This window comes from Okeania sp. SIO2C2 (genome assembly GCF_010692625.1).
Taxonomy (GTDB): Bacteria; Cyanobacteriota; Cyanobacteriia; order Cyanobacteriales; family Microcoleaceae; genus Okeania; species Okeania hirsuta.
Genome location: NZ_JAAHGM010000008.1, coordinates 69,534 through 93,289, shown reverse-complemented (window position 1 = coordinate 93,289; position 23,756 = coordinate 69,534). Strand labels below are relative to the sequence as shown.

General features: G+C 37.8%; 15 protein-coding genes, 1 other RNA gene and 1 pseudogene. 12 read left to right on the top strand and 5 right to left on the bottom strand.

Translation table 11 applies throughout. The features are described 5' to 3' along the window. The 3 genes and pseudogenes from F6K18_RS08255 to psbC all read left to right on the top strand — a co-directional run bounded on the left by F6K18_RS08255 (position 1) and on the right by psbC (position 2,080). Complete coding sequence (locus F6K18_RS08255; protein ID WP_287520020.1) at positions 1-126, top strand: hypothetical protein; 126 nt, start codon at positions 1-3, stop codon at positions 124-126. A gap of 303 nt (positions 127-429) precedes the next feature. Next, positions 430-714 (top strand): annotated as a pseudogene (locus F6K18_RS08250) (photosystem II D2 protein (photosystem q(a) protein)); the annotation flags it as partial. Then, on the top strand, positions 698-2,080 hold the full coding sequence (gene psbC, locus F6K18_RS08245; RefSeq protein ID WP_287520019.1) for a photosystem II reaction center protein CP43: 1,383 nt from the start codon (positions 698-700) through the stop codon (positions 2,078-2,080). The pseudogene F6K18_RS08250 and the gene psbC, both read left to right, overlap by 17 nt. 473 nt (positions 2,081-2,553) lie before the next feature. Here psbC and F6K18_RS08240 read toward each other — a convergent pair whose 3' ends face one another. Then, a complete protein-coding gene (locus F6K18_RS08240; RefSeq protein ID WP_287520292.1) occupies positions 2,554-3,171 on the bottom strand; it encodes an AMP-binding protein in 618 nt (205 codons plus the stop codon). A gap of 718 nt (positions 3,172-3,889) precedes the next feature. Here F6K18_RS08240 and F6K18_RS08235 point away from each other — a divergent pair. Continuing rightward, the gene (locus tag F6K18_RS08235; protein ID WP_287520290.1) at positions 3,890-4,612 is read left to right on the top strand and encodes a M15 family metallopeptidase; all 723 of its coding nucleotides are present in this window, start codon (positions 3,890-3,892) and stop codon (positions 4,610-4,612) included. A 491-nt stretch (positions 4,613-5,103) separates the two neighbouring features. On the opposite strand, the gene F6K18_RS08230 is transcribed toward F6K18_RS08235, so the two are convergent. Together F6K18_RS08230 and F6K18_RS08225 are read right to left on the bottom strand one after the other, a co-directional pair. Then, positions 5,104-5,307: a hypothetical protein gene (locus tag F6K18_RS08230; RefSeq protein WP_287240216.1), complete on the bottom strand. Its 204-nt coding sequence runs from the start codon at positions 5,305-5,307 to the stop codon at positions 5,104-5,106. 83 nt (positions 5,308-5,390) lie between these two features. After that, on the bottom strand, positions 5,391-5,543 hold the full coding sequence (locus F6K18_RS08225; protein WP_287520017.1) for a hypothetical protein: 153 nt from the start codon (positions 5,541-5,543) through the stop codon (positions 5,391-5,393). A 436-nt stretch (positions 5,544-5,979) separates the two neighbouring features. Between F6K18_RS08225 and F6K18_RS08220 the strand changes: the two genes are divergently transcribed. After that, positions 5,980-6,183, top strand: coding sequence for a hypothetical protein (locus F6K18_RS08220; RefSeq protein WP_287520015.1), 204 nt, complete (start codon positions 5,980-5,982; stop codon positions 6,181-6,183). A gap of 480 nt (positions 6,184-6,663) precedes the next feature. Next, positions 6,664-7,695, top strand: a complete 1,032-nt coding sequence (locus F6K18_RS08215) for a leucine-rich repeat domain-containing protein (RefSeq protein ID WP_287520013.1) — start codon at positions 6,664-6,666, stop codon at positions 7,693-7,695. A gap of 867 nt (positions 7,696-8,562) precedes the next feature. On the opposite strand, the gene F6K18_RS08210 is transcribed toward F6K18_RS08215, so the two are convergent. After that, positions 8,563-12,699, bottom strand: coding sequence for an amino acid adenylation domain-containing protein (locus F6K18_RS08210; RefSeq protein ID WP_287520012.1), 4,137 nt, complete (start codon positions 12,697-12,699; stop codon positions 8,563-8,565). A 532-nt stretch (positions 12,700-13,231) separates the two neighbouring features. Between F6K18_RS08210 and F6K18_RS08205 the strand changes: the two genes are divergently transcribed. Beyond that, positions 13,232-13,852, top strand: a complete 621-nt coding sequence (locus F6K18_RS08205; RefSeq protein WP_287520011.1) for a hypothetical protein — start codon at positions 13,232-13,234, stop codon at positions 13,850-13,852. A gap of 1,236 nt (positions 13,853-15,088) precedes the next feature. On the opposite strand, the gene F6K18_RS08200 is transcribed toward F6K18_RS08205, so the two are convergent. Further along, entirely contained in the window at positions 15,089-16,306 is a 1,218-nt protein-coding gene (locus F6K18_RS08200) for a lipid-A-disaccharide synthase-related protein (RefSeq protein WP_287520010.1), read from the bottom strand. A 591-nt stretch (positions 16,307-16,897) separates the two neighbouring features. Here F6K18_RS08200 and corA point away from each other — a divergent pair. The 5 genes from corA (at position 16,898) to F6K18_RS08170 (ending at position 23,707) form a co-directional block, all read left to right on the top strand. Further along, complete coding sequence (corA, locus tag F6K18_RS08195) at positions 16,898-18,016, top strand: magnesium/cobalt transporter CorA (protein ID WP_287520009.1); 1,119 nt, start codon at positions 16,898-16,900, stop codon at positions 18,014-18,016. A 478-nt stretch (positions 18,017-18,494) separates the two neighbouring features. Continuing rightward, positions 18,495-18,647, top strand: a complete 153-nt coding sequence (locus F6K18_RS08190; RefSeq protein ID WP_287520008.1) for a hypothetical protein — start codon at positions 18,495-18,497, stop codon at positions 18,645-18,647. Positions 18,648-18,903: 256 nt separating this feature from the next. Beyond that, positions 18,904-19,291: RNase P RNA component class A (gene rnpB, locus F6K18_RS08185), an RNA gene on the top strand. Between the two features lie 727 nt (positions 19,292-20,018). After that, the gene (locus F6K18_RS08180) at positions 20,019-20,888 is read left to right on the top strand and encodes a phytanoyl-CoA dioxygenase family protein (RefSeq protein ID WP_287520007.1); all 870 of its coding nucleotides are present in this window, start codon (positions 20,019-20,021) and stop codon (positions 20,886-20,888) included. 1,982 nt (positions 20,889-22,870) lie between these two features. After that, complete coding sequence (locus tag F6K18_RS08170) at positions 22,871-23,707, top strand: thiazole synthase (protein WP_287520006.1); 837 nt, start codon at positions 22,871-22,873, stop codon at positions 23,705-23,707. The last annotated feature ends 49 nt before the right edge of the window (positions 23,708-23,756 follow it).

Here is a 23,756-nt window from a genome sequence, read left to right as displayed (position 1 = left end):
ATGGACTTGAATAAGGAGTCAGGAGTCAGGAGTCAGGAGTCAGGAGTCAGGAGTCAGGAGTCAGGAGTCAGGAGTCAGGAGAAAAGAAGAAAGAGGAGGAGAAGGAGAAAGTTTTTTGATCACTAATTATCCGGACATGATATAATCCCATGTTCCCTAGCATCGGTATTGTATAGCAAAGTTCAATAATGAATAATTAATAATGAATAATTAATAATTACCTCTCCTTGAAAAGAAGAGGATTGACTAATCATGAAAATTTTTATTTATTATCCCCTTATATAGAATCCGGGTAATTAGTTATCGTATTACTGAGGATTAACTATTCTCAACTCCCAAACCTTATAAAATGCAAAATTCAATATTAGCCGTTCATCTCTTCAACGATTACAGTGGTAGCCGGAAAGTACTGGCTAAACAAATACGAGAATGNCATTTTCCAACAAACGTTGGCTTCACTTCTTCATGTTATTTGTACCAGTAACAGGATTGTGGATGAGTTCCATCGGTATAGTAGGTTTAGGATTAAACCTACGAGCTTATGACTTCGTATCCCAAGAGTTACGGGCAGCAGAAGACCCAGAGTTTGAAACATTTTATACCAAAAACATTTTGTTGAACGAGGGTATCCGAGCATGGATGGCACCTCAAGATCAACCACATCAAAACTTTATATTCCCTGAGGAGGTTCTACCACGTGGTAACGCTCTCTAATTCTTCCATGATGGGAGGTCGCGATATCGAGTCCACCGGTTTTGCTTGGTGGTCTGGAAACGCCCGTCTGATCAATCTATCCGGTAAACTACTAGGCGCTCACGTTGCTCACGCAGGTCTAATCGTATTCTGGGCAGGAGCAATGACTTTATTTGAAGTTGCTCACTTTGTCCCAGAAAAGCCAATGTATGAACAAGGCTTAATCCTAATGCCTCACGTTGCTACTCTAGGCTGGGGTATAGGTCCTGGTGGTGAAGTAACTGACATATTTCCATACTTTGTAGTAGGTGTTTTACACCTAATTTCATCTGCTGTTCTTGGTTTAGGCGGTATTTATCATGCCGTTCGTGGTCCAGAAACTCTTGAAGAATATTCTTCTTTCTTTGGATATGACTGGAAAGATAAGAACCAGATGACTAACATCATCGGTTACCACTTAATCCTATTAGGTTGTGGTGCCCTGTTGTTGGTATTTAAGGCCATGTTCTTCGGTGGTGTCTATGATTCTTGGGCACCAGGTGGTGGAGATGTCAGGGTAATTACGAATCCTACTCTCGATCCTGCTGTGATTTTCGGTTATCTGCTCAAAGCACCTTTTGGTGGTGAAGGTTGGATCATCGGTGTTAACAACATGGAAGATATCATCGGCGGTCATATCTGGATTGGTCTGATTTGTATCTTCGGTGGTGTTTGGCACATTCTAACTAAGCCTTTTGGTTGGGCACGTCGTGCTTTCATTTGGTCTGGAGAGGCTTATCTTTCCTACAGTTTAGGCGCTCTATCCTTAATGGGTTTGATTGCTGCGTGTTTCGTATGGTTTAACAACACAGCTTATCCTAGCGAATTCTACGGCCCAACTAACGCTGAAGCTTCTCAAGCTCAGTCTTTTGTATTCTTAGTCCGTGACCAAAAGTTAGGTGCTAACATTGGTTCTGCTCAAGGTCCAACTGGTCTTGGTAAGTACCTAATGCGTTCTCCTACTGGTGAAATCATCTTCGGTGGTGAAACAATGCGTTTTTGGGACTTCCGTGGTCCTTGGTTAGAGCCTCTTCGTGGTCCTAACGGTCTCGACTTAAATAAGTTAAAGAACGATATTCAGCCTTGGCAAGTACGTCGTGCTGCTGAGTACATGACTCATGCTCCTAACGGTTCCATCAACTCCGTAGGTGGAATTATCACTGATATTAACGGGTTCAACTATGTTAACCCTCGTGCTTGGTTAGCTGCAGCTCACTTCATTCTTGGCTTTTTCTTCTTAATTGGTCACTTATGGCACGCGGGACGCGCTCGTGCTGCTGAAGGTGGTTTTGAGAAAGGTCTCGACCGTGAAACAGAGCCAGTACTATCTATGACTAACCTTGACTAATATCTAGTTACTGTAGGTTACTTATAGCTAAATTTATTTAAGAACCTCGCCAAATATCTGGTGAGGTTCTTATTTTTTTATAGAACCCATTTGGGATCTTGGCTCGCTGTAGGGGTTTTTATAGCGCTGTGCGCAGGCAACAGGCAACAGACAACAGCTCATCTGGGGGAATAAATTGCCGATAATATAAGATTTTTAGCTATTTGGCCACTCCTGCAATTTGTAAATATACCAGCGCTCATTGCTATATAGCAGGCAACAGGCAACAGGCAAAAGTGGGAAAAATTTCCCTGTCTAAGGTTTATTACCAGTCTATTTCTTAACCAACCCATTTTTTCCTATAGCAAAGGAGTCAGGAGATCAAGCAATAGAATAGGGGAAAAAGGTAGAAATTTGCCCCCAGATTCACTATCTGCCCACATTCCCCACCCTCTTTATCTAATTACACTGATGCTACCGGATTTGATATGACTTCAGTCTTTCAATATGGCATTAAATTCACCTGCTTCAAACCTTTTTCTGAGTTCCTGACGCTGAATTTTGCCGATCGCTGTTTTCGGAATGGTCTCTTTGGGAACCGGAATTAGGAAATCTGGATTCACCCCAATCTTTTCGACAACGTTGTTCTGAATTTTCTGTATCAGTGCCTTTAAGGAATTATCCTTAGTTTCAGTTGCACTGAAAAAGATTGCTAATCTATCAGTATTGTCTCCAGGTTTTCTGACTCCACAGGCAGCAGTATAAGTAACTTCAACTCCTTTCACTTCTTCCACGGCAGCTTCAATATCGTGGCTATAATAGTTGTTACCACAAATAATAATTACATCTTTCTGTCGCCCGGTAATAGTTAAACGCCCATCCTTAAGAAACCCCAAGTCTCCCGTGTTGAACCATCCATCCTCAGTGAAAGCTTGTTGGTTCGCCTCCTGATTTTGGTAATAACCAGATGTTACCGTTAACCCCTTAACCTGTAATGCACCAATTTCTCCCTCTGCAACTACCTGGTTTTGGTCATCTACAATTCGCAGGTCAACTCCAGGAATGGGCGCTCCAACTTCCACAAATAGATCATCATCTGTGGTTACGGTGATAACATAATTTTTCTCCTGTTGTATTTTCTCAGCTATTTTTTGAGTTATAAATTAGCATATTTTAAGCAAGATGTCAATTAAATGGTGCTAGGTTTGAATTGATAGTAAAAATCGAAAAGTGGAGATTTATTGACAAAATCGGGAAGTATAAATATGGGAAAATCCTAATAGTTAATCTGGGGAAAATGTATTGCTGGGATTTATTTTAGATGTGACATAAATTTGGGATTAGGTAATTGGAAGTTATCATACTGTAGCTTGGGTTCAACGGTAGTGCAACCCCAAAAAAAAATCAAATATCGTGTTGTTTTTATCCTGCGAATAACCGCTCTAAAAATTTTCAACCCAAGCTACTAAATTTCAAGAATTAAGAATTAAGAATTTAGAATTACCTCTTCTTATAAATAAGAGGATTGAATCAAAGGATTTTTTTTCTTCTCTTGGTCTCATGGATATGGCGAGGATAACTTGCCATCCCACCCTTCGGGAAGCTGCGCTTTTTCCTAGGTCATGCTCCGCAAAGATGTCGCGCGGCGTTAACGTAGTTATGCGCCAGCAAAACGACCGCTTTTTTCTCCATGAATGGAGAGGCTTTATACCTGAATTTTTCGGTAAAATCTTGCTTTAAATCTAGCTATAATCAATCGCTCCCACCTTTTAATTGATAGAATTAGGGAAATAAATAAGCTGACTACTGATAGCTGGGTGCCAATTTATGATGAAACAATACCAGAAAATTAAAATCCAAGAATGTCACGAACCACTCATCCCAATTCCCTTAGAAAAATTTGCCATTGAATCACCTCATCCCTATCAAAAATTAGGCGCACCTTATCATTTATCTCGAGCAAATTCACCTTATTTTTTACGTCAAAAAGTATTAGATAGTTTGATAGCAGCTCAAACAAAACTACAACAAAAATATCCCAGTTGGCACATCCAAATATTTGATGCTTATCGCCCCATTGCTGTACAACAATTTATGGTAGATTACACTTTTGTAGAAACAGTAAAAGCTGAAGGTTTAACATTAGATAGTCCGGAGTTGACAGAAGTAAAACGTCAAAAAATTTTAGAGTTAGTTTATCAGTTTTGGGCAGCTCCTAGTCTAGACCCAGCTACCCCACCACCTCATAGTACGGGTGCTGCTGTGGATGTAACTTTAGTGGATGCTAATGGCAAAACTGTTGATATGGGTTCTCCTATTGATGAGTTATCACCCCGTTCTTATCCCAATCATTTTTTTGATAGTAAAAATGAGGAAGATCGGGAGTATCATCAACATCGAAAGTTATTGGCAGAAGTAATGTTATCGGTGGGATTTCAGCAACATCAACAGGAATGGTGGCATTTTTCTCTAGGCGACCAAATGTGGGCTTGGTTGACAAGTCATGAGAATGGTGGAGGTGAGGTTGTGGCAAGGTATGGACGAGTAAATTGAAACAGTTATAGTAGAGGAAAGAAGGAAGAAGGAAAAATCTTGTATTGTCTGAGTTTTAAGCTTTTGATCTGTCCGCGCCCTTTGCTTCGACTGCTATATCAGTTAGCCTCCTGGGTTGAAACTGCGTTAACAGGCGTTATGGTGTAGAATTCAAACCTGCCACCAAGGTGTATCACTAACTTTAAAAATATAGTTGGGATTTTAAAGCCAATGTTAAAAATATCAACTTTTAATTGATGATTGATTAATGATAAATTAAAGACTAATATTTACTCGCGCTTAAAACAACCGTGAAATTTTTTATCCCCTAGTTAAAAATGGGGATTTTCAAATTCTTTAACTTTTCTGGTTAATTAAAGAAAATTTAAAATTATCATAAGCTGTAACATTTTGATAGTGAGAAGTTACAGCTTATATAAAAGTCTTTTCAGAAAAATAACTTGTTTATGAGTTTTGAAAATCAAATATTATCTCCGCTTCGATAGAATAAATTATCGACCTAGCTCGCTCCACAAAGAAGCTGGATGGGGGATAACATTAGATTCAACTTGAGGGCTTTGTTCAGAGGATTGAGTTAGATAAACACGGGTTGCACTATAACTAACAATGAACATAGAAAAAGCTACCAAGAATGTTACCACAACTCGATCTAAACCAGATATATTATCTAAATTCTGAGAGTTTTGAGAGTTCATAGAGCTAAGTCTCCTCAATTACTTACTTTCTCAGTATCTCAGATATTTCTGTATTAACAGATACTTTTAATAAAAATTTATCTTTATGGTTCTGGGAATTGACCAATTTGTAGGGACAAGACAACTTGCTTGGTCAAAGATACTGGAAGGTCTGCGTTATGGGAAATGATTCCGTGACCAACTCCAGTTATTAGTCCTAAGATGGCTGGCAATACTAAAGAAGCGAAGTTATTCATTGATGATTACTAGGAAAATTGCTGCCATAGTATCTCAATTTCACTATGTTTAATTCTGTAACAAAGTTTACTTTTTAATTTATTTTTGTTAAGCAGTCTAGTACAATTTTCCAATCAGACAAATCTCAGGAATTCTGAGTCCCTAAATTAAACCTAAATAATTAATCTAATAGACATCTGGTGAAAAAGATATAGATTTTTTGCAGGAGTAGGCAACAGCTCATCTGGCAACAGGCAACAGGTAAGATATTTTTACGCGCGAAGGCACGAAAAAGGATTTTTTAGGGTTAATTTTTTGTATCCTTAGCCTGTTCTAATTAAGCAGTTTGGAGCGCCACAAAAAATAATTATAACTCTTACACAAGCTGATTTTTTACATCACAACAAAACTCAAAAAGAATTAGCTCAAGAATGGCAAAAGACAATTAGTTCAAAGATGAGTGAAGGAATAAGGGAAAAAGACCCTAGATTTTCTACTGAAGAACAATTGAATGACTTCAAAAAAAGTATATTTTTTATTTTAGTGACATTAGTTCTGAGCTTTGATGTATTTTGGCTACAAAGAATTTGTAAAATTTTCTACCTCAATACTAGAAATCAATTAAAAATTTTAGAAAAGTCGATAAATCTCGATCAATAATTTGCCCAAGCCCAAATAGAAGACTTAAAAACTATTGTATCTCAACTCAACTCAGAGACAAATCAACAGCAAAATCCTTTAATTACTGACTCCAAAAATACGAAGTCAAATATCATCCTCAACTCAGCAATAGCCAATCAAATATTACTGAGTATTCAGCTAAAATTAATTTTACAAATCATACCAAAAATTTCTTTGAGACAACAAAACTTTCTCAAGCAAGAACTAAACATCATAATTTTCATCCGACGCTTACTAAGATGGGTACTTGTGTTTATTTGGGGTTCTAGGCATTTTGAGGGTATTGACGTAATTCCCTTATCTAGACTGACTCTTCCATAAAATGTTTAAGTCCCATTAGGACATAGACTAATCATAAACCTCAGACAGGAAAATGTTTTTTCCCCTATTCCCTATTCCCTGCTATAGCATTGATTATAATTACTTTAACATCAACAAAATTTTGGAGTAGAAGCTGCAATGAAAAGACTCAAAGTAATCTTTTTGGGAATTTATATTTGGGTAGGGATACTGCTGATGCAACCTTATTTAAAGGCTAATTCTACCTCGCCAGAAAATTTTTCTACCTTTAGAGAATGGTGTTTAAATCAAACAAATATTTCTCCCACTTCTCAATATACAGTTAAAATTCTATTGCAAAAAGCCAGAACGAATAACTGTATTGAAGCAGACAAAAAACTTTCTAGTCTTTCTGCTCTCTCCCTCAATAATAATTATATTGTAAATCTTGCTCCTGTATCCAGCCTTAAAAATCTCACAAAACTATCCCTAAATGCTAATCAAATTCAAGAATTATCCCCTCTATCTAACCTTCCTAAGTTAACTCATTTATTTCTCGATAGTAATAAAATTGAAGATATTTATGACTTGTCTGAATTAACTAATTTAACTTATCTAGAACTCAACGATAATAGAATAAAAAATATATCTCCTCTATCTGATTTAACTAAATTAACTAATCTTAGCCTAATTTTTAATCAAATTGAAAATGTATCTTCTCTATCCAATTTAACAACATTAACTGAACTAAATCTCGGAGTTAATCGCGTTACAAATATTAAACCTCTAGCTAATTTAACCAATTTAACTCACCTATATCTTAACGATAATCAGCTCAGAAAAATTGCGCCCTTATCTAACTTAACTAACCTTACTAATTTGTATTTATATCGCAATCAAATTAGTGACATTTCTTCTCTTTCTAACCTCACTAATCTAACTTATCTTAACCTGAGTGATAATTACATTGCTGAAGTTTCCAATCTTTCTAGTTTAAGGAATCTGAAAATTCTGATCCTGGTTTTCAATCAAATTCAAAAAATTGATTCTTTATCCACTTTGACTAACCTTAATTTACTAGATTTAAGTCGCAACAAAATAACAGATATTAATTCCCTCTCAACTTTAATTAAATTAGATGTACTGAATTTGCGAAATAACCCAGTTGCCAGAATTTGCCCCCTCCAACCAGAATCAATTTGTCGTTTCTAAAAGAAGGAAGAAGGAAGAAGGAAGAGGGAAGAGGGAAGAGGGAAGAGGGAAGAGGGAAGAGGGAAGAGGGAAGAGGGAAGAAGAAAGAATCTTGCGTTTCAAGTTTTTTTTGATTTTTTGAACTACTACTTGCAGAGTAAAATTATTAGCTGATTTTCGATCTAACGCCTGTATTTAGGGTTTGCTGAAAAAGTCTTTTAGTAGGGGGTAGGAGACAGGAGACAACCCACCCCTCGCCCCTCCCCCTCCCAGGAGGGGAAGACAGGAGAAAAGGGTCGGGAGCGAGGAGGTAGGAGCTAAGTTTTGTCCCAAGATTGTTCTGCCCAACTATGCGCCTAAAATACTAACTTTTTGAGCCTTTTAGACTGAAACAGGCGCACTTTTTTCGTTCCCAAAAAGGCTAAAATCTTTATATGTAAATGCTTTTATATTTAATCAGCAAGCCCTATTTAAGAGCTTAAAAATAGAGTATAGTTTGGCTTTTAACTGCCAATTTAAAGTATAAACTCCTGAATTGACTAAAAAAATCAAGATATATAATTGGTTAAAGATTACCCTTATATCATGTCCGGTAGCATCGTTTGTGTATAGAATTAGGTTGAAATTGCGGGAAACCCTTCTGCCTCCTGCCTCCTGCCTCCTGCCTTACCTTCTCCAAAGTGTAAGTATTCAACCGGACATGATATTAGATATGAGGAATAATTATGTGACCAACTTGTATAAATAAGCGATACCTTTAAAAGGTATCGCTAAAATCCTTGACTTGCAAGGTTTTTGCTTTTATCAAAATTAAAAATAACTTATTATCTCAATAATAAAAGCGTTTATTATTACAACGCAACTCGACTATCGCCCATCGGTCCAATATTAATTCGCCAGAGCGCGATCGCGACAAAGCATCAACTTTTCTGCTAAAACCCGCACTTGAGGTTCCCGGATAATTGAGAAATGTTCTCCGGGAATCTCGTGGATTTCAATTTCTCCCGCAACAAAATCCCGCCAACCTAAAGTCCGATCGCCCCCTACATCTATTAGCTGCTGGCTGGCATTCAACAGCACAATATTACCTGAATAAGGTCGCGCTTCATAGTTATAAGACGCAATAGCCGTGGCTTGAAAAACTTCAAACAAATTTTCCAAATCCTCAACTCTAACTTCCTCCGGCAAGAGATCGAATATCTTAGCTTGTTCGAGGACATACCCCAATCGCTCCTCTGGCATCAGTTGTTGTAGTTGCTCGCAGGATACGGGTACTTCTTTCCCGCGAGGAGCGCTCATTTCTTCAGCAAATAATCTGGAATAAAAAATATCAGGACCTAGCATCCTTCCTGGCGTGCTATCAATCAAAAGTCTGTGGTGTTCTGGAGCAGAAGATTCTATTAGTGCTAGCAATGCCAGGGTATCCCCTTGTTGGTGTAACTGTTGTGCCATTTCTAAGGCTAAGTGACCACCCACGCAAAAACCAACCAAGTAATAAGGACCGTGAGGTTGAATGGTTTTAATTGCTTGTAGGTGGTGAGTGGCGAGTTCTTTAAGAGTAGTAAAAGGCGATCGCTCTCCATTGAGACCAGGCGCTTGCAAACCATAAATCGGTTGTTCGCTCCCCAAATTGCGGGCTAAATCTAGATAAAATAAGACAGTGCCGCTGCTGGGAGGGATTAAGAATAGAGGCGGTAAATCTCCATCGGACTGCATCTTAACTAGAGGCGAAGTTGACTCATAATCTTTACCCGAACGCAGAGAAATAGCGAGCTGCTCAATAGTCGGACTTTGCAAAAGTGCTGCCAAAGAGAGATTTTTGCCTAACTGTTGTTGCACCCTAGCAATTAAGCCGATCGCTAACAAAGAATGACCGCCGATGTCAAAGAAATTATCTCGGATGCCTATGGGAGAAACTTCCAAAACATCAGACCAGATTTGTGTCAGTTGCAATTCTAGGGTATCGCGGGGTGCAATCAAAGTGGCATCGCTACCGCTGCTAGTCCCCTTCGGTGCAGGGAGTGCCCGCCGGTCAATTTTGCCGTTGGGAGTTAGGGGTAGGGAGTCTAGCATCACAAAAGCCGAAGGCATCATATAGTCCGGCAGCTTTTCCTGGAGAAAAGCGCGCAGTTTAGGTGTTAGTTTCTGCATTTGCTTCCCATACAAGGGGTTATTGACAAAGTCGCTACAATTTTTCTGGGAAGATGGAGAAAAAGATTGATTGGGAACTACATAAGCCACCAGGCGCTTGTTACTCGGTTGGTCTCCGAGAACTATAACTACAGCTTGCTGCACTTCTAGGCGTTTCGCCAGTAGCGCCTCGATTTCTCCTGGTTCGATCCGAAAGCCGCGAATTTTTACCTGGTTGTCGATGCGACTGAGAAGTTCGATGTTGCCGTCCGGGAGATAGCGTGCCTTATCTCCAGTTTTGTACAGACGCGCTCCCTCTTCTTGGCTAAAAGGATTAGCAATAAACTTTTTTGCACTTAACTCCGGACGGTTGAGATAGTCTCTGGCTAAACCGATGCCACCGATATGCAGTTCTCCTGGTACGCCAATGGGAACTGGTTGGAGACGATCGTCGAGAATATAGAGAAGAGTGTTGGCGAAGGGTTTACCGATAGGAACTAGAGACTCAAGGGGTCGCTGGATATTAGCATTTTCAAAATAGCAACTGTCAATAGTTGCTTCGCTGACTCCATAAGAATTCACTAACCGAGTTCCCGAACCGCAGAATTGGCGAAATCGTTGGTATTCTTGCACGGACCAGCTATCCGAACCGATCGCCATTACCTTCATGAAATCTAGGTTTTGCTCGGTGTTCTCCAAATACTCGATTAAGTTTCTCATTACCGCTGGCACAAATTCTGCGTAATTGACTTGCTCTTGGAGCATCAATTGATACAGCTTTTCTGGCTCTAACAAAAAGTCCCTCGGACATAGAACTAATTTGGCTCCCGAGCAAAGGGCGCGAACCCAATCTCCCGTAAAGACATCAAAGGAGAAACTCGCCATTTGCAGATGGCTGCTCTGGGGACGTAGCTGGTAGGCTTGCTCCCAGGAACGATAGGCATTTACCAAACTTTTATGCTCGATTTCCACCCCTTTTGGCTTTCCGGTAGAACCTGAAGTGTAGATGACGTAAGCTAAAGAAGCTGGTTTGGTACGAAGGGCAAGATTTTCCGCGCTATTCTGAGAAATGACCGGCCAATCTTTATCCAAGAAAACAACCTGTCCCTTGCTTTCTGGGAGTCGAGCCACTGACTTTTCGGAAGCTAACAGCAAAGTCACTCCCGAATCTTCTAGCAAATAAGCCAGGCGATCGCGCGGATAGCTCGGGTCTAAGGGTAAATACGCCCCACCCGCTTTGAGAATGCCCAACAATCCCACCAGCATTTCCACCGAGCGCTCTATGCAAATCCCCACTATTACATCTGGACCTACTCCCAGAGATTGCAAATAATAGGCCAATTGATTTGCCTTAGCGTTCAGATCCCGATAGGTAATTTGTTCGTTCCCAAAGACTACCGCGATATTGTCTGTCCTCCGTTTTACCTGCTCTGCAAACAACTGATGAATGCACTTATCTTGGGGATAATCTGTCTGAGTATTGTTCCAGGAAACCAACAATTGATGTCGTTCTTCTGCCGTCAGCATGGGTAAAAACGCAACCCTCTGTTCTGGATTGGCGACAATCGACTCTAGCAAGCATTCTAAATGTCTCGCCCAGCGGCGAATAGTGTTGGCATCAAACAGGTCGGCACTATATTCCCAGATGAAATGGAGAGATTGGTCAAGTTCCTCAATTGCCAAACTCAGATCAAATACCGAACCCTGTTGGTGTACGGCTAAGTATGGCTCGATAGACAGTGCTTTCTCACCTGCTGTGAGTTCGGGTCTCTCAGGTTTGTACCAGCGATGCTTGCGCCAAGTGAAATCGACTTGAATTAGAGGGTGTCGGTTAGCATCTCGACGAGGGTTGAGTCGTTTTACTAATAAGTCGAAGGGATAATCTTGATGAGTCTGTGCCTCCGTTACCGTGTGATGGATGCGGGCGATAAATTCTACGAAGGTGGGGTTATCCGTAAGAGTTGCCCGCAACACGACCTCGTTGTTAAAGTAACCGACAATGCTTTTAAGCTCCTCAGCGCTCCACCTTGCCGCCATTGCGCTTCCTAGCAGGATGTCTTCTTGACCCGATAAGCGATGTAGCAGGACAAAGAAGGCAGCCAGCATAGTCCGGTAAAGACTGAATCCGATATCAGCAGCGAGTTGTAGCAGTTTCTCTCGGAGTCGTTGGTTGAGTTCGACAATATGAAATTCATTCTGACCGCTCAAATCCCTTGGTCGCGCTTTGTCTGTTGGTATATTCAAAATCGGCAAGCAGTCGGCTAGTTTTTTCTGCCAGTAGCGAAAGAGTTGTTCTCCTCGTGCAGACAAGAGCATCTCGGACTGCCAGGACACATAGTCCGCGTATTGCCAGGGAGAATCTGCCAGCAAGTTAGCTATTTTTGCTTCTGGGAGGTTCTCGACGGAAGCCGCGTATAATATCCGGAGTTCTTTGAGCAGCAAGTCAAATGACCACCCATCCCCGGCAATGTGGTGCATGGTTATTAATTGGACAAAGTCTTGGGACGATCGGGCAAACAGATCCAAGCGCATTATCGGACCCGTTTCTAAATTGAAGGGACTCTCTACTGCTGCCATAATTTTGGCCTTTAATTCGTCGGACCCCCACCCAGAAGCATCTGTTACCTCAATCTTGACACTACAGTCTTGACTAACTACTGCAATGGGTTTGCCATCCTGAGTCCTATAGGTAGTTCGCAGGATCGAATGTCGTCTGACCAGCTTTTGCCAAGCCTTTCGCCAAGCCTCTAGGTTTAACTCTCCAGCCAGACGAGTGGTTATAAATATGTTGTAAGCTACGCTTTCTAGATCCTTCTGGTAGATGAACCATAAGGCTTGCTGTCCCCGCGAGAGAGGGGAAGGGAATTGGGAGTTTTCTAGAGATTGGTTCTGCATCAAGATGCCTTTTACGTCTGAAAAATAAATCACAGGCTATTTTACAGCGCTTTTCAGATTGATAAACCACATCGCCACAACCAAAACCCTGTAGGAGCGAATGGCCATTCGCCCCTACTGTGGTCTACCCAAATGAAAACCGCTGTAAGCTATATTCCGCAGGTTAAAATCAAAAAGGGTAGTCCTGTATATGGGTAGTCCTGCTATCCCCTGCTCAAATATTGAATTAAATAATCAGCTATTTTCTCACTACCACCCGGTCTACCCATCCTTTGAATACCATTGCGAATACAAGCTTCTAAATACTCCTTATCTGCCAAAGTTTCTTTTACTTTTTGAGCTGCTTCTTCCAGAGTAAAATTATTAGCTGATTTTCGAGCGATCGCTTGTATTGAATAGCTTAAAAATAGAGTATAGTTTGCCTTTTAACTATCAATTTAAAGTATAAACCTAACTTGATTTTTGAGTTGACTAAAATTTCAAATAAGATATATAATTAGGTAAAGATTACTCTTAAATATCAAGAATAATTATGTGGCCTAAATGTATAAACAATCTATCTCCTATCAAAGGCAACTTTAGGGAAGAAATGCCAAAGTTGTTGAAGGTTGCTTTCAATGAAAAGGGGATATTTAATGAATATGAAATGTTTATACCTATTCGTATAGTTAATATTTTAGGTTGTTGCAGTACAGGGATGTACCTTGACTGTCCTAATATCCCCGACCACCATTTTTCTGGTGCCGAAATAGAAGAAGACAATCCAGACTATGATACAGGAAGATACTACTGGTTTGATTTTGATATTGTAGGAATGGATGGATTATTGTTGCCCCTAAGAATGGTTTTTAATGAAGGTGATGCTGATTGTAATGATGGCTTTTGGGGGGTTGTTTTCGAGCGCAATACAGAAGAGATTATTGCCAATATTATTAGTAGTGGTGATTGCGAAACAACGATAGAAGCAATTTCAAAACAACACATAAATATGTATGAATCTCAGGAAATTTTAATTCCTACAATTTTCGATAGTGATGAGGGTCATGGTCTTTTAGATGATATTATACCTGCTCATAGTACAAAGCTAGAAAAAATTATACGTTTGACGATTCAGTTTTTCTATGAATGGAAGTTATATAACCAATCTATATGAAGAGAAATGATGGTATAAAATTCATAGATGACGATGATGAATTAGAGGATTAACTGAATTGAAAAATTGCCTGCTCGAACAAAATAGTCGGTAGTCTCAATTGAAATGGAAATTCAACTTTAATCTGTTATTATTAGACATCTCCAGAAAAGAGGGAGTAGGGAGTAAGGAGTAGGAGGAAAGGATTGATAATTTCTGTGCAATAATTGATTTGATATTTTATTATTAGAGATGTCTATTGTGTGACTATTTGTATCCTTTTTACTAAGTAGGGCTTGCTGATTAATTCTAAAAGTATTGACTGATATTGGTTTTAGCTTTTTAGAGTTGAAAAAAGTACCAGCTTTTGGGTGGCAAGAGCTGCATAAAGCTAGTATTTTGGGATGATTATGGCAGAAAAATTGAGAGACAAAACGCCCGCTCCTACCTCCTCCTTCATTCCCCTAACTCCTCTCTCCTGTCTCCGACCCCAACAAAAAGACTTTCCATACGCAAACCCTAAGTAAGTAGGTAGGTGAGGAAATTTACAACTATGTCATTGCGACTGGAACGGAGTGGAAGGAAGCAATCTCAAGGGTTTCGACGGCATAAACATTTTGTTACATAGTGACATTTATTTGCGTCTACCTACTTAGTAAAAATTCAGTCAAAGTAATTCAGAGTAAAATCAAATAATTCTATTTTACTATAAAATTTTCCCGAAATATCCTAATTTTAATTATCTTTTTATTTTGGGTTTAATACCAAGCGTGATAAATGTTTGCTACAAATAGGGGGTTGCACATTATGGAATGATGCTGCAAAAAATTGGCTCGAACTTTGACTAAAAAAACCATTAACTAATCATTTTAGTAATTCCCCAATTCCAAATTCAGGCATCCAAAATCTAGAATCATTCGTCACTGTGCAACGCCACAAATAGTTAGGGTATTTCTTAGGAGTCGGGAGTCAGCGAGTCAGAATGAATGGCTTCAATACGATTTTTTAGGTCATAAATTCTCTTTTTTTGTCAAAGGGACATTTCTTGCAAAATCTTTCGGTCGCGTCAGCGGAAGGGAGTTCTATCGCACTTATTATTCGTAATATTCTTTTTTCAAATTGGTATAATACCTCGCTGTCTACACAGTGTTTACAATTGCTTAGGGTTTGAGTCCCCATCCATTTTTTCCTTTTTTTCTTCTTCCTTCTTCCTTTTTTCTTCTTCCTTCTTCCTTCTTCAAGGGGATTTTTTGCTTCCTATTCCCTAGTTAAATATTGCATCAAATAATCAGCTATTTTTTCACTACCACCAGGTCTGCCCATCCTTTGAATACCATTACGAATACAAGCTTCTAAATACTCCTTATCTGCCAAAGTTTCTTTGACTTTTTGAGCTGCTTCTTGCAGAGTAAAACTATTAGCTGGCTGTTTACCAATAACCTTTACTGAACAACCTAAAAGTCTGGTTTGAGCTTCCGCAAATCGATAAGTAAATGAAGGACCTTGACCGGGAATAGTAATCACAGGTTTTCCTAATCCTACTGCTTGTTCAATTGCAGTTCCCGCCATCCCAATTACCAAATTTGATTGTTGTAAAATATCGGCAAAAGCATCCTCATAACAAATTACTTCTATCCCACATTCCTCAGTTAAAAATGTAAATTTGCCTGCTTTATATTGCCAATTTTCAAAATTAGTGATTCCTGCGGAATGCGGTACAAAAGCTTCTAATTCAGACATTAAAATAGGAACAGCAGCTACTCGAAACTGACAAACATTTTCTCCCATAACTTTGACAATTTCTCTGACCAATTTAAGTAGTAAAGATAAATTTATGCCAGCCTCCGGTAAACGAGAACCAGGTAAAATACCAATAGTAAATAATCCTGGTTTAAGCTGTAAATCTTTTCCTGTAGAAATTAAATTATCCATCACAGGCGTACCGACAAATTCTGCCTTTTTAATTCCTTGTCGGTTTAAATCTGTTGCAGTCAAAGCATCTCTAACAAAAACTTTTAAACATCTAGAATTATTCAGTAATTTTGGCAATATTAAACCCAAATTAATTCGACCTTCATAATAACTAGAATCAGCCGAAAGAAATACCACATAAGGTAACTTTGTCCAATAAGCGATCGCTGCGACTACAATATCTCCAGTAGCCATAACTAAATCACAGTTTTTCGCAAATTGCCGAACTATTTGTAACTGTCGCCAAGTTAAACTAATTAATCCCTGTCCCAAGTCTTTAAATAATAATAAAGGGTTCAAATAAAAAAAACCCCCTGATGGCATATTTGCTGTGGGTCCAATAATTGGTATTCCTAAATTTTTATAGTTATTACCAGCACCAACAATAGGCATAGCTGATATAGTTGTATCTGAGCAAATTTTTGTAAAAGCTTTAATAATTTGACAATTATGTGTATCTTCTCCATGACCATTACTTAAAAATAGAATATTTTTTGTTTTCATAATTATTATTGAGATAAATATAGCAATTCCCATACTGGTGAGGTACAAAATTTTAGGTTTGAGGGGATAGGGAAAAGGGAAGGGGGAATAGGGAACAGGAAATAAAAAGATAAAAAGATAACTGTATCTCACTAATTTGAGAAACGCTATATAAATTTTTTAAGTTTTCCCATTGTCAAAATTAAACATAAGAAGGATTCAAGAAGTCAGAAATCACAAGTGTTTTTGTGCAGCATTCGGACCGAAAATCAGAAGTTAAAATTAGTGGGAGGTTGTTACTCACCACTAATTTTCAACCGCTAAAATGAGATTTATAGCGGGGGTCGCGTTATCCTATTTCTCAGTCTAGAAATAGAGAGTATTAACCTAAAATTATTGCGGGAAAACACTTCTGAATTGTGACTTCCTATTTCTGACTTTCCATGTGTCATACTGCACAAACTAGCCCAGAGATAAGGTCAATTTAAAAATATATTTCAACCGCTTTTATCAAAAAAGTAAAGTTCAAAGAAAATCACCTTATATCACTTTATTTATCAAACTTAAAATTGTTAGAAGTAGTACTTATAATTTTCAAATAATTTTCAAATTATGACACATTCAATCAATGTACAACCTAATGCTCATGAATTACCTTCAGAGGAAGAAGAATCTTATGTTGACTATTATTATGACGATCCAGAAGATTTACCTGGAACTCTTGATTTAGAACCTGATGCTCCACCACCAGAAATTGCTCTAATAGATTATACAGAAAATGTAGCTACCAGAATAAAAATAGTAAACCCAGAAGTTTGTATTTCCTACCTAAAATCAGAATCAGTTTCTTGGATTAATGTACTTGGTTTGGGCAATCAAACATCTTGGCAACAGATGGCAAAAGTATTTCAAATACATCCTCTGAGTGTTGGAGATATTGTTAATGTACCACAAAGACCTAAAGTTATACATGAGAAAAATCAACTCATAATTATTACCTGGATTGTCAGAATAAAATCAGATTCAGAACCATTTGACAAAGAGCAAGTCAGTATTATTTTAGGAGAAAAACATTTAATCACAGTCCAAGAAAATCCTAAATATGATTGTCTCGAACCTGTACGAGAAAGAATCAAAAATAATCAAGGAATTATTCGGAAACAAAAAGTAGATTATTTAGCTTACTCTCTAGTAGATACAATTATTGATGGATTTTTTCCTGTATTAGAAGAATATGGAGAATGGATAGAGATATTAGAAGATGAAGTAGTATTTAAACCAGACCGTCATACCATGCAAAAAATCTATAAACTGAGGCGAGAATTATTAACACTACGTCGAGCTATTTGGTCATCAAGAGAAGCAATGAATATTCTGATTCGAGATGGTAGTAATTTAATCAATCCTGATGTATTGGTTTATTTTAGAGACTGTTATGAACATACAATTCAACTCAGAGATATAGTAGAAACTTACAGAGATTTAGCTTCTGATTTAATGGATATTTATTTGTCCTCTGTCAATAATAAAATGAATGAAGTAATGAAGCTACTAACTGTTATTTCATCAATTTTTATTCCTTTAACTTTTATCGCCGGAATTTATGGGATGAATTTTGACCCAGCAGATTCTCCTTGGAATATGCCAGAATTAGATTGGTATTATGGTTATCCTCTTTGCTTAGTAATAATGTTTTCTACTGCTATTAGTTTGATTTACTTCTTTTGGTGAAGAGGATGGTTTGAAAATCTTTCAACTACTATCGAAGCAGAAGATTAGGAGACATTAAGTAAGCATTTCCTACGGAATGCTGCGCAAACAGCGGTCAGCTATCAGCTATGAGCTATAAGTTATTAACTCATTATTTTGACAGGAATAATTAGTCTAGAAGAAGAATGAAAAGTTATTAATGAAATTGGTCATTAGCGAACCTTAGTCGTTGCTTGAATATGTTCAATAGCTGAATGCTCACGACATTAAAGTCTACATTAGCTACTTCAAAATGTAGCATTAAAAATCATAATTCTGAATTCAGGAGTCAGGAGAAAATAAAAGTCTTAACTCACCAATAAGCAACTTTTTAGCATCCCTAATAAATTATTTTAATAGATACCTTATAGTCGCAAAATAGTAGTTATTTATAAAAACAAAATACATTTATACATTAATACTGGATGATATTAAATTTCAGATAGATGATTAATAACAATTGGATAAATGTTTGTTACATAAGGTAGAAGTAAGAAGGAAGGAAGAAGCGGTGCGACTCCGCGTCGGCGACAAACGCAAGGGAATGCACACCACGAGAGGAAAAAGTGGTATATTTGAAAAAAAGGGAAAAATGATAGATATAACTATCTAAAATGAACTATATCGGCTATTTTTAAGCAGATCTGATCGACATCTACCTTTTTCTAGCATTCTTTTTTTAAACTTGTATAATAGACATCTCCAATAATAAAAAATAAAATCAATTATCGCACTCTTATTAATCAATTATTTCCCCCTACTCCCTACTCCCCACTCTCTATTAATTGTTTCTATACTCATCATCAAAATTATCCTGGGTAAAAAATTAACAATAGGTTATTTATTTGCTAATATGTAAATATAGGGATCAAGTAGGTGAGGCAGTTGCGGACTCAATATCTTGGGTCTGAGGAAAGTCCGGGCTCCCAAAAGACCAAGCTTGCTGGATAACGCCCAGTGCGAGCGATCGTGAGGATAGTGCCACAGAAAAATACCGCCATAGAGATCAGATATTATTCAAGTCTCTGAGGTAAGGGTGCAAAGGTGCGGTAAGAGCGCACCAGCAGTATCGTGAGGTACTGGCTAGGTAAACCCCGGCTGGGAGCAAGGTCGGAGGAGCAATGGTTGGTCTTTTTCCAGCTCCGTTTTTAAGTGTACCGCTAGAGGTGTCTGGTAACAGGCGTCCCAGATAGATAACTGCCCTCTTAGCTGATTTCAGGTAAGAGAACAGAACCCGGCTTACTCCCTACTTTTTCCTTATTTTTTATCCTCAAGTAATTAACAATTAACACTGGCTTTGTTGCATGAAAGTAGCGTTCTTAACATGCATTCCGCAGCTATATCCCTATCTTTCGCGATTATTGATTTTCTATTCATCTATTGTCCAATAGTTATTGCTCTGCCGATCAAAGCTAAAAGTATTTACAGGTAAAAGTTTCAGACTTTTTCTGTCAAACATTAATATTCTATTCATCTATTGTCCAATAGTTATTGCTCTGCCGATCAAAGCTAAAAGTATTTACAGGTAAAAGTTTCAGCCTTTTTCTGTCAAACATTAATATTCTATTCATCTATTGTCCAATAGTTATTGCTCTGCCGATCAAAGCTAAAAGTATTTACAGGTAAAAGTTTCAGCCTTTTTCTGTCAAACATTAATATTCTATTCATCTATTGTCCAATAGTTATTGCTCTGCCGATCAAAGCTAAAAGTATTTACAGGGAAAAGTTTCAGCCTTTTTCTGTCAAACATTAGTGTTCTATTCATCTATTGTCCAATAGTTATTGCTCTGCCGATCAAAGCTAAAAGTATTTACAGGTAAAAGTTTCAGCCTTTTTCTGTCAAACATTGATTTTCTATCGATCTATTGTCCAATAGTTACAGCAGTTTCCGCGCATTATGAAGTACATATGCACAAGCAAGTGCGACAGCTATATACTTTCGTGCAACAAAGCCATTAACACTTATAAAAAATAATCAAAAAAAATGCCTGAATATTTAGCCGATCAAACTCCATCAACAGAACAATTAAATACATGGATTGAAGATTTTCATACTAATGGTTTTTTAGTCATTCCCAATGTATTAACACCTAAAAAATGTGAACTTCTTAGAAATGACTTAGATGAAATTTTAAAGAAAACTGAAGAAGAAAAATCTGACAGGTCTAATCCAGTAGCAAAAGCTTACACATCAATCAAAATAATGGAGCGAATGTTTGAGCATTCCCAAGAGAATCTAGACTTGTTTGTCATGGAACCAATTGTTACATTTGCAGAACATTTAATCGGTGGAGCAAATGGAACAGGTTACTCAATCAATGATGGAATTCCTAATGCTAATGTTGTTCATGTTATCCACAATAATTCTTTTAAAGTTCCTCCTCAAACTGATGGATTAGCAAAAAATGCCTGGCATCAAGATGATACACCACACGTTCTTTCTCTTGATGGTAAACCCCTAAACAATATTCGCTTGAATGTTCTAGCATTTACTGTTAATTATTACTTGACTGATGTATTTTATCCAGATAATGGACCAACTCAAGTTATTCCAGGTTCACATCTATTTGGTAAGTTTTGTGATGGCAATATTTTAGGATATGAAGATAAAATTCATAGTTGTCTTGGAGGAATGGGTACCGCAGTTTGTTTTAACAATCAAATTTGGCATAGAGGTTCTAGAAATTCATCTTCTGTTGCCCGGTACATTACACAAATTACTTATGGGAAAAGATTGGTTGGGCATAAATATGCACCATTTATGAATTATCAAATGCCTAGTCATTGTTATCAAGAAGCAGATGAAAGATTGAAGCGAGTTTTGGGATTTCTACCTCATGGTGCTTATGGTTAATCATAGAATTTACTCGGTATTTTCCTTAGTATTAAGGTAAGCATTCAGCCGTCAGCTATCAGCTATCAGCTATTGCTTTTAGTTTAGGATAAAAGCTTTATTAATTGTCTTACTACAAAAGTTGCCTCTCTTGCCCTTAAAATTTATATCAATTTAAACACTTTACCTACTTTTGCATTCTGTGAAGCTCCAATGCAGGTTTTTCCTATCATCTAATTCTTCCATCTATACCTCCTCAGTAGAAAACCACTAACTTTATCATTTTAGAAAGCTCCAAAAACAGCGCGTCAAATGATTTTGGGCTGCATTCTCACAATTTTTGTGATATCATAAAGACTATAATGGGTCGTTCGCACATACGCATGACTTTTTATTCAACTAAATTTTCTTGCTCAGAGACGATAGAACATCCGTTCCGCTTTGCGATCGAGTATTCAGGAATTTTCCCCAGAAGCAATACCAGAAATATCTTCATCTTCTGTAGCTTCCGATAAACATAAAAACTAGGATTTAAATAAAAAATTTACAATAGTTTTGACTACTATCCTGGCTGAAGCTCAGGAGATTCTAATAAGGTTGTTTCAGCACTGGCATTAGCCGAGTCCTTCCGCATTTTTATCTTATTAACTGACCACAGTCTCATCCTGTGGGGCGAAGTCAAAATCGCCCTAGACACTCCACTCAGGTCTAAGCCTAGTGTCATGCTTATTGTTCCAAAACCCAAGAGGTTTATTTGCTTTGATAGTTGATATTTGCTTGTTATACCAACGATTCATTGATTTAATCTGCTGGCCATCAACAATAAAACTTGTACCAACGTTGGAAACGCAAGTTAACCAATAGAGTTGTCGCTAAATAGATAGAAAAAATCGCTCAAATTAAGACACAGTAGTAATTCCAGACGTTTTGCACTGGAAATTGCTAAAATCCTTACATGATAAGGGTTTAGCAGTTTTTTATAGTTATAAAGCGACAAGTCTAATTATTTAACCCAGGGTCAACACCTAATACATTCTGGGAATTAAAATTGACTTTTGGTACTTGTTTTTCATAAATAAATTCCAAATAAAAGCATTGATTGCGAGGTATAGCAATGAGCGCTGGTATATTTACAAATTGTAGTAGGGGCAAAAGAGCTAGAAGTCTTATATGATCGGCAATTTATTCCCCCTGTTCCCAGTTAAGTGTTGCCTGTTCCCTGCGCACAGCGCTATAGTATTCTTAACTGTTTGATGTCGGCAAAATTCAGATTACTTGGCATAAGAATATTAAAGCTATCTAGTCCAAACCACCTCTTACCGAATAATTAAGGTTTAAAGCCTATCCTTTAAAGTAGAAACAAGAAAAAATTTTCATGATTAGTCAATTCTATTCTTTTCAAGGAGAGGTAATTGTTAATTATTAATTATTAATTATTAATTGTTGAACAATATTTCCTAATGAGACTCTAATTAAATTTTTCCTCAGCTTAAGTGCCTGCTTAGGATAAGTGACTGTTGCTAATCCACTTTTTTTCCTATAGTTAGCTATTCTCGGCTTGTTTGCTATTTTTCCAGTTTGATAAGCTTTAACTAATCCATAATAAGATTTAAAAGATTCTGCTACAGTTGTTAATATTTGTTGTGCAGCTTGAGAATGTAAAATTCTATAGTGATTATTGGTTTTATATTCTTTTTATAGGTCAAATTTACCGAGAGCTTTTTGAGCTTTAAAATACAATTTTCTACCATAACAAATCCCCATATTAGTTAATTTGTGAGCTTGTTCACAGAGAAACTTTAATATGTTGATTAATTCTTTGTATTGATTAACTAGGATTTGTTGACAACCGTACATATAATAACTCTTAGAGATGAAAAAGACTGTATCATAGAACAAGAAGGATTTATCCCTCTAGTCTGAACGATTTACTCGTTTTCATCCCTCGGCTGAAGCACAAGGACTTTCAACGAAAGCTGTTCGGTAAACATCAAAATTAAGCAATGCAAATAGCAGAAAAACCAACTTCACAAACTCCAGAACAACCTCTTATTATTGCTGATAAAAAATTTAGTTCCCGTCTAATGACAGGTACAGGCAAGTATCTCAGCATAGAAAAAATGCAGCAAAGTATAGAAGCTAGTGGATGTGAAATCGTAACTGTGGCAGTACGACGGGTGCAAACTCAAGCTCCTGGCCATGAAGGTTTGGCAGAAGCTATAGACTGGACAAAAATCTGGATGTTGCCAAATACCGCAGGTTGTCAAACTGCTGAAGATGCTGTGAGAGTTGCCAGACTGGGACGAGAAATGGCTAAATTATTGGGTCAAGAAGATAATAATTTTGTCAAGCTCGAAGTTATTCCCGATCCTAAGTATTTACTCCCAGACCCTATCGGTACACTACAAGCAGCAGAACAATTAATTAAAGAGGGTTTTGCTGTTTTACCTTACATTAATGCTGACCCACTATTAGCCAAAAGACTTGAAGAAGCTGGTTGTGTCACAGTTATGCCCCTGGGTTCTCCTATAGGTTCTGGCCAGGGAATCCAAAATGCAGCTAATATTCAAATAATAATTGACAATATTAAGGTTCCCGTGGTAATTGATGCAGGAATTGGTACTCCCAGTGAAGCAACTCAAGCAATGGAAATGGGAGCAGATGCCTTACTAATTAATTCAGCGATCGCTCTAGCTAAAAATCCATCAGTGATGGCCAAAGCAATGGGAATGGCGACAGAAGCGGGACGTTTGGCCTATTTAGCAGGAAGGATACCCAAAAAAGATTATGCGATCGCCTCTTCACCATTGACTGGAAGGATTAATTCGGCTCAAAGCTAGTAATAATTTCCTATATTCACCAAATTTATGTTAAGCTAGGTAAACATAA

Bases quoted from the DNA above. Each gene is read 5' to 3' on its own strand.
- F6K18_RS08255 (WP_287520020.1), top strand. From the start codon at position 1: ATGGACTTGAATAAGGAGTCAGGAGTCAGGAGTCAGGAGTCAGGAGTC.
- F6K18_RS08235 (WP_287520290.1), top strand. From the start codon at position 3,890: ATGAAACAATACCAGAAAATTAAAATCCAAGAATGTCACGAACCACTC.
- F6K18_RS08230 (WP_287240216.1), bottom strand. From the start codon at position 5,307: ATGAACTCTCAAAACTCTCAGAATTTAGATAATATATCTGGTTTAGAT.
- F6K18_RS08225 (WP_287520017.1), bottom strand. From the start codon at position 5,543: ATGAATAACTTCGCTTCTTTAGTATTGCCAGCCATCTTAGGACTAATA.
- F6K18_RS08220 (WP_287520015.1), top strand. From the start codon at position 5,980: ATGAGTGAAGGAATAAGGGAAAAAGACCCTAGATTTTCTACTGAAGAA.
- F6K18_RS08215 (WP_287520013.1), top strand. From the start codon at position 6,664: ATGAAAAGACTCAAAGTAATCTTTTTGGGAATTTATATTTGGGTAGGG.
- F6K18_RS08210 (WP_287520012.1), bottom strand. From the start codon at position 12,699: ATGCAGAACCAATCTCTAGAAAACTCCCAATTCCCTTCCCCTCTCTCG.
- F6K18_RS08205 (WP_287520011.1), top strand. From the start codon at position 13,232: ATGTGGCCTAAATGTATAAACAATCTATCTCCTATCAAAGGCAACTTT.
- F6K18_RS08200 (WP_287520010.1), bottom strand. From the start codon at position 16,306: ATGAAAACAAAAAATATTCTATTTTTAAGTAATGGTCATGGAGAAGAT.
- corA (WP_287520009.1), top strand. From the start codon at position 16,898: ATGACACATTCAATCAATGTACAACCTAATGCTCATGAATTACCTTCA.
- F6K18_RS08180 (WP_287520007.1), top strand. From the start codon at position 20,019: ATGCCTGAATATTTAGCCGATCAAACTCCATCAACAGAACAATTAAAT.
- F6K18_RS08170 (WP_287520006.1), top strand. From the start codon at position 22,871: ATGCAAATAGCAGAAAAACCAACTTCACAAACTCCAGAACAACCTCTT.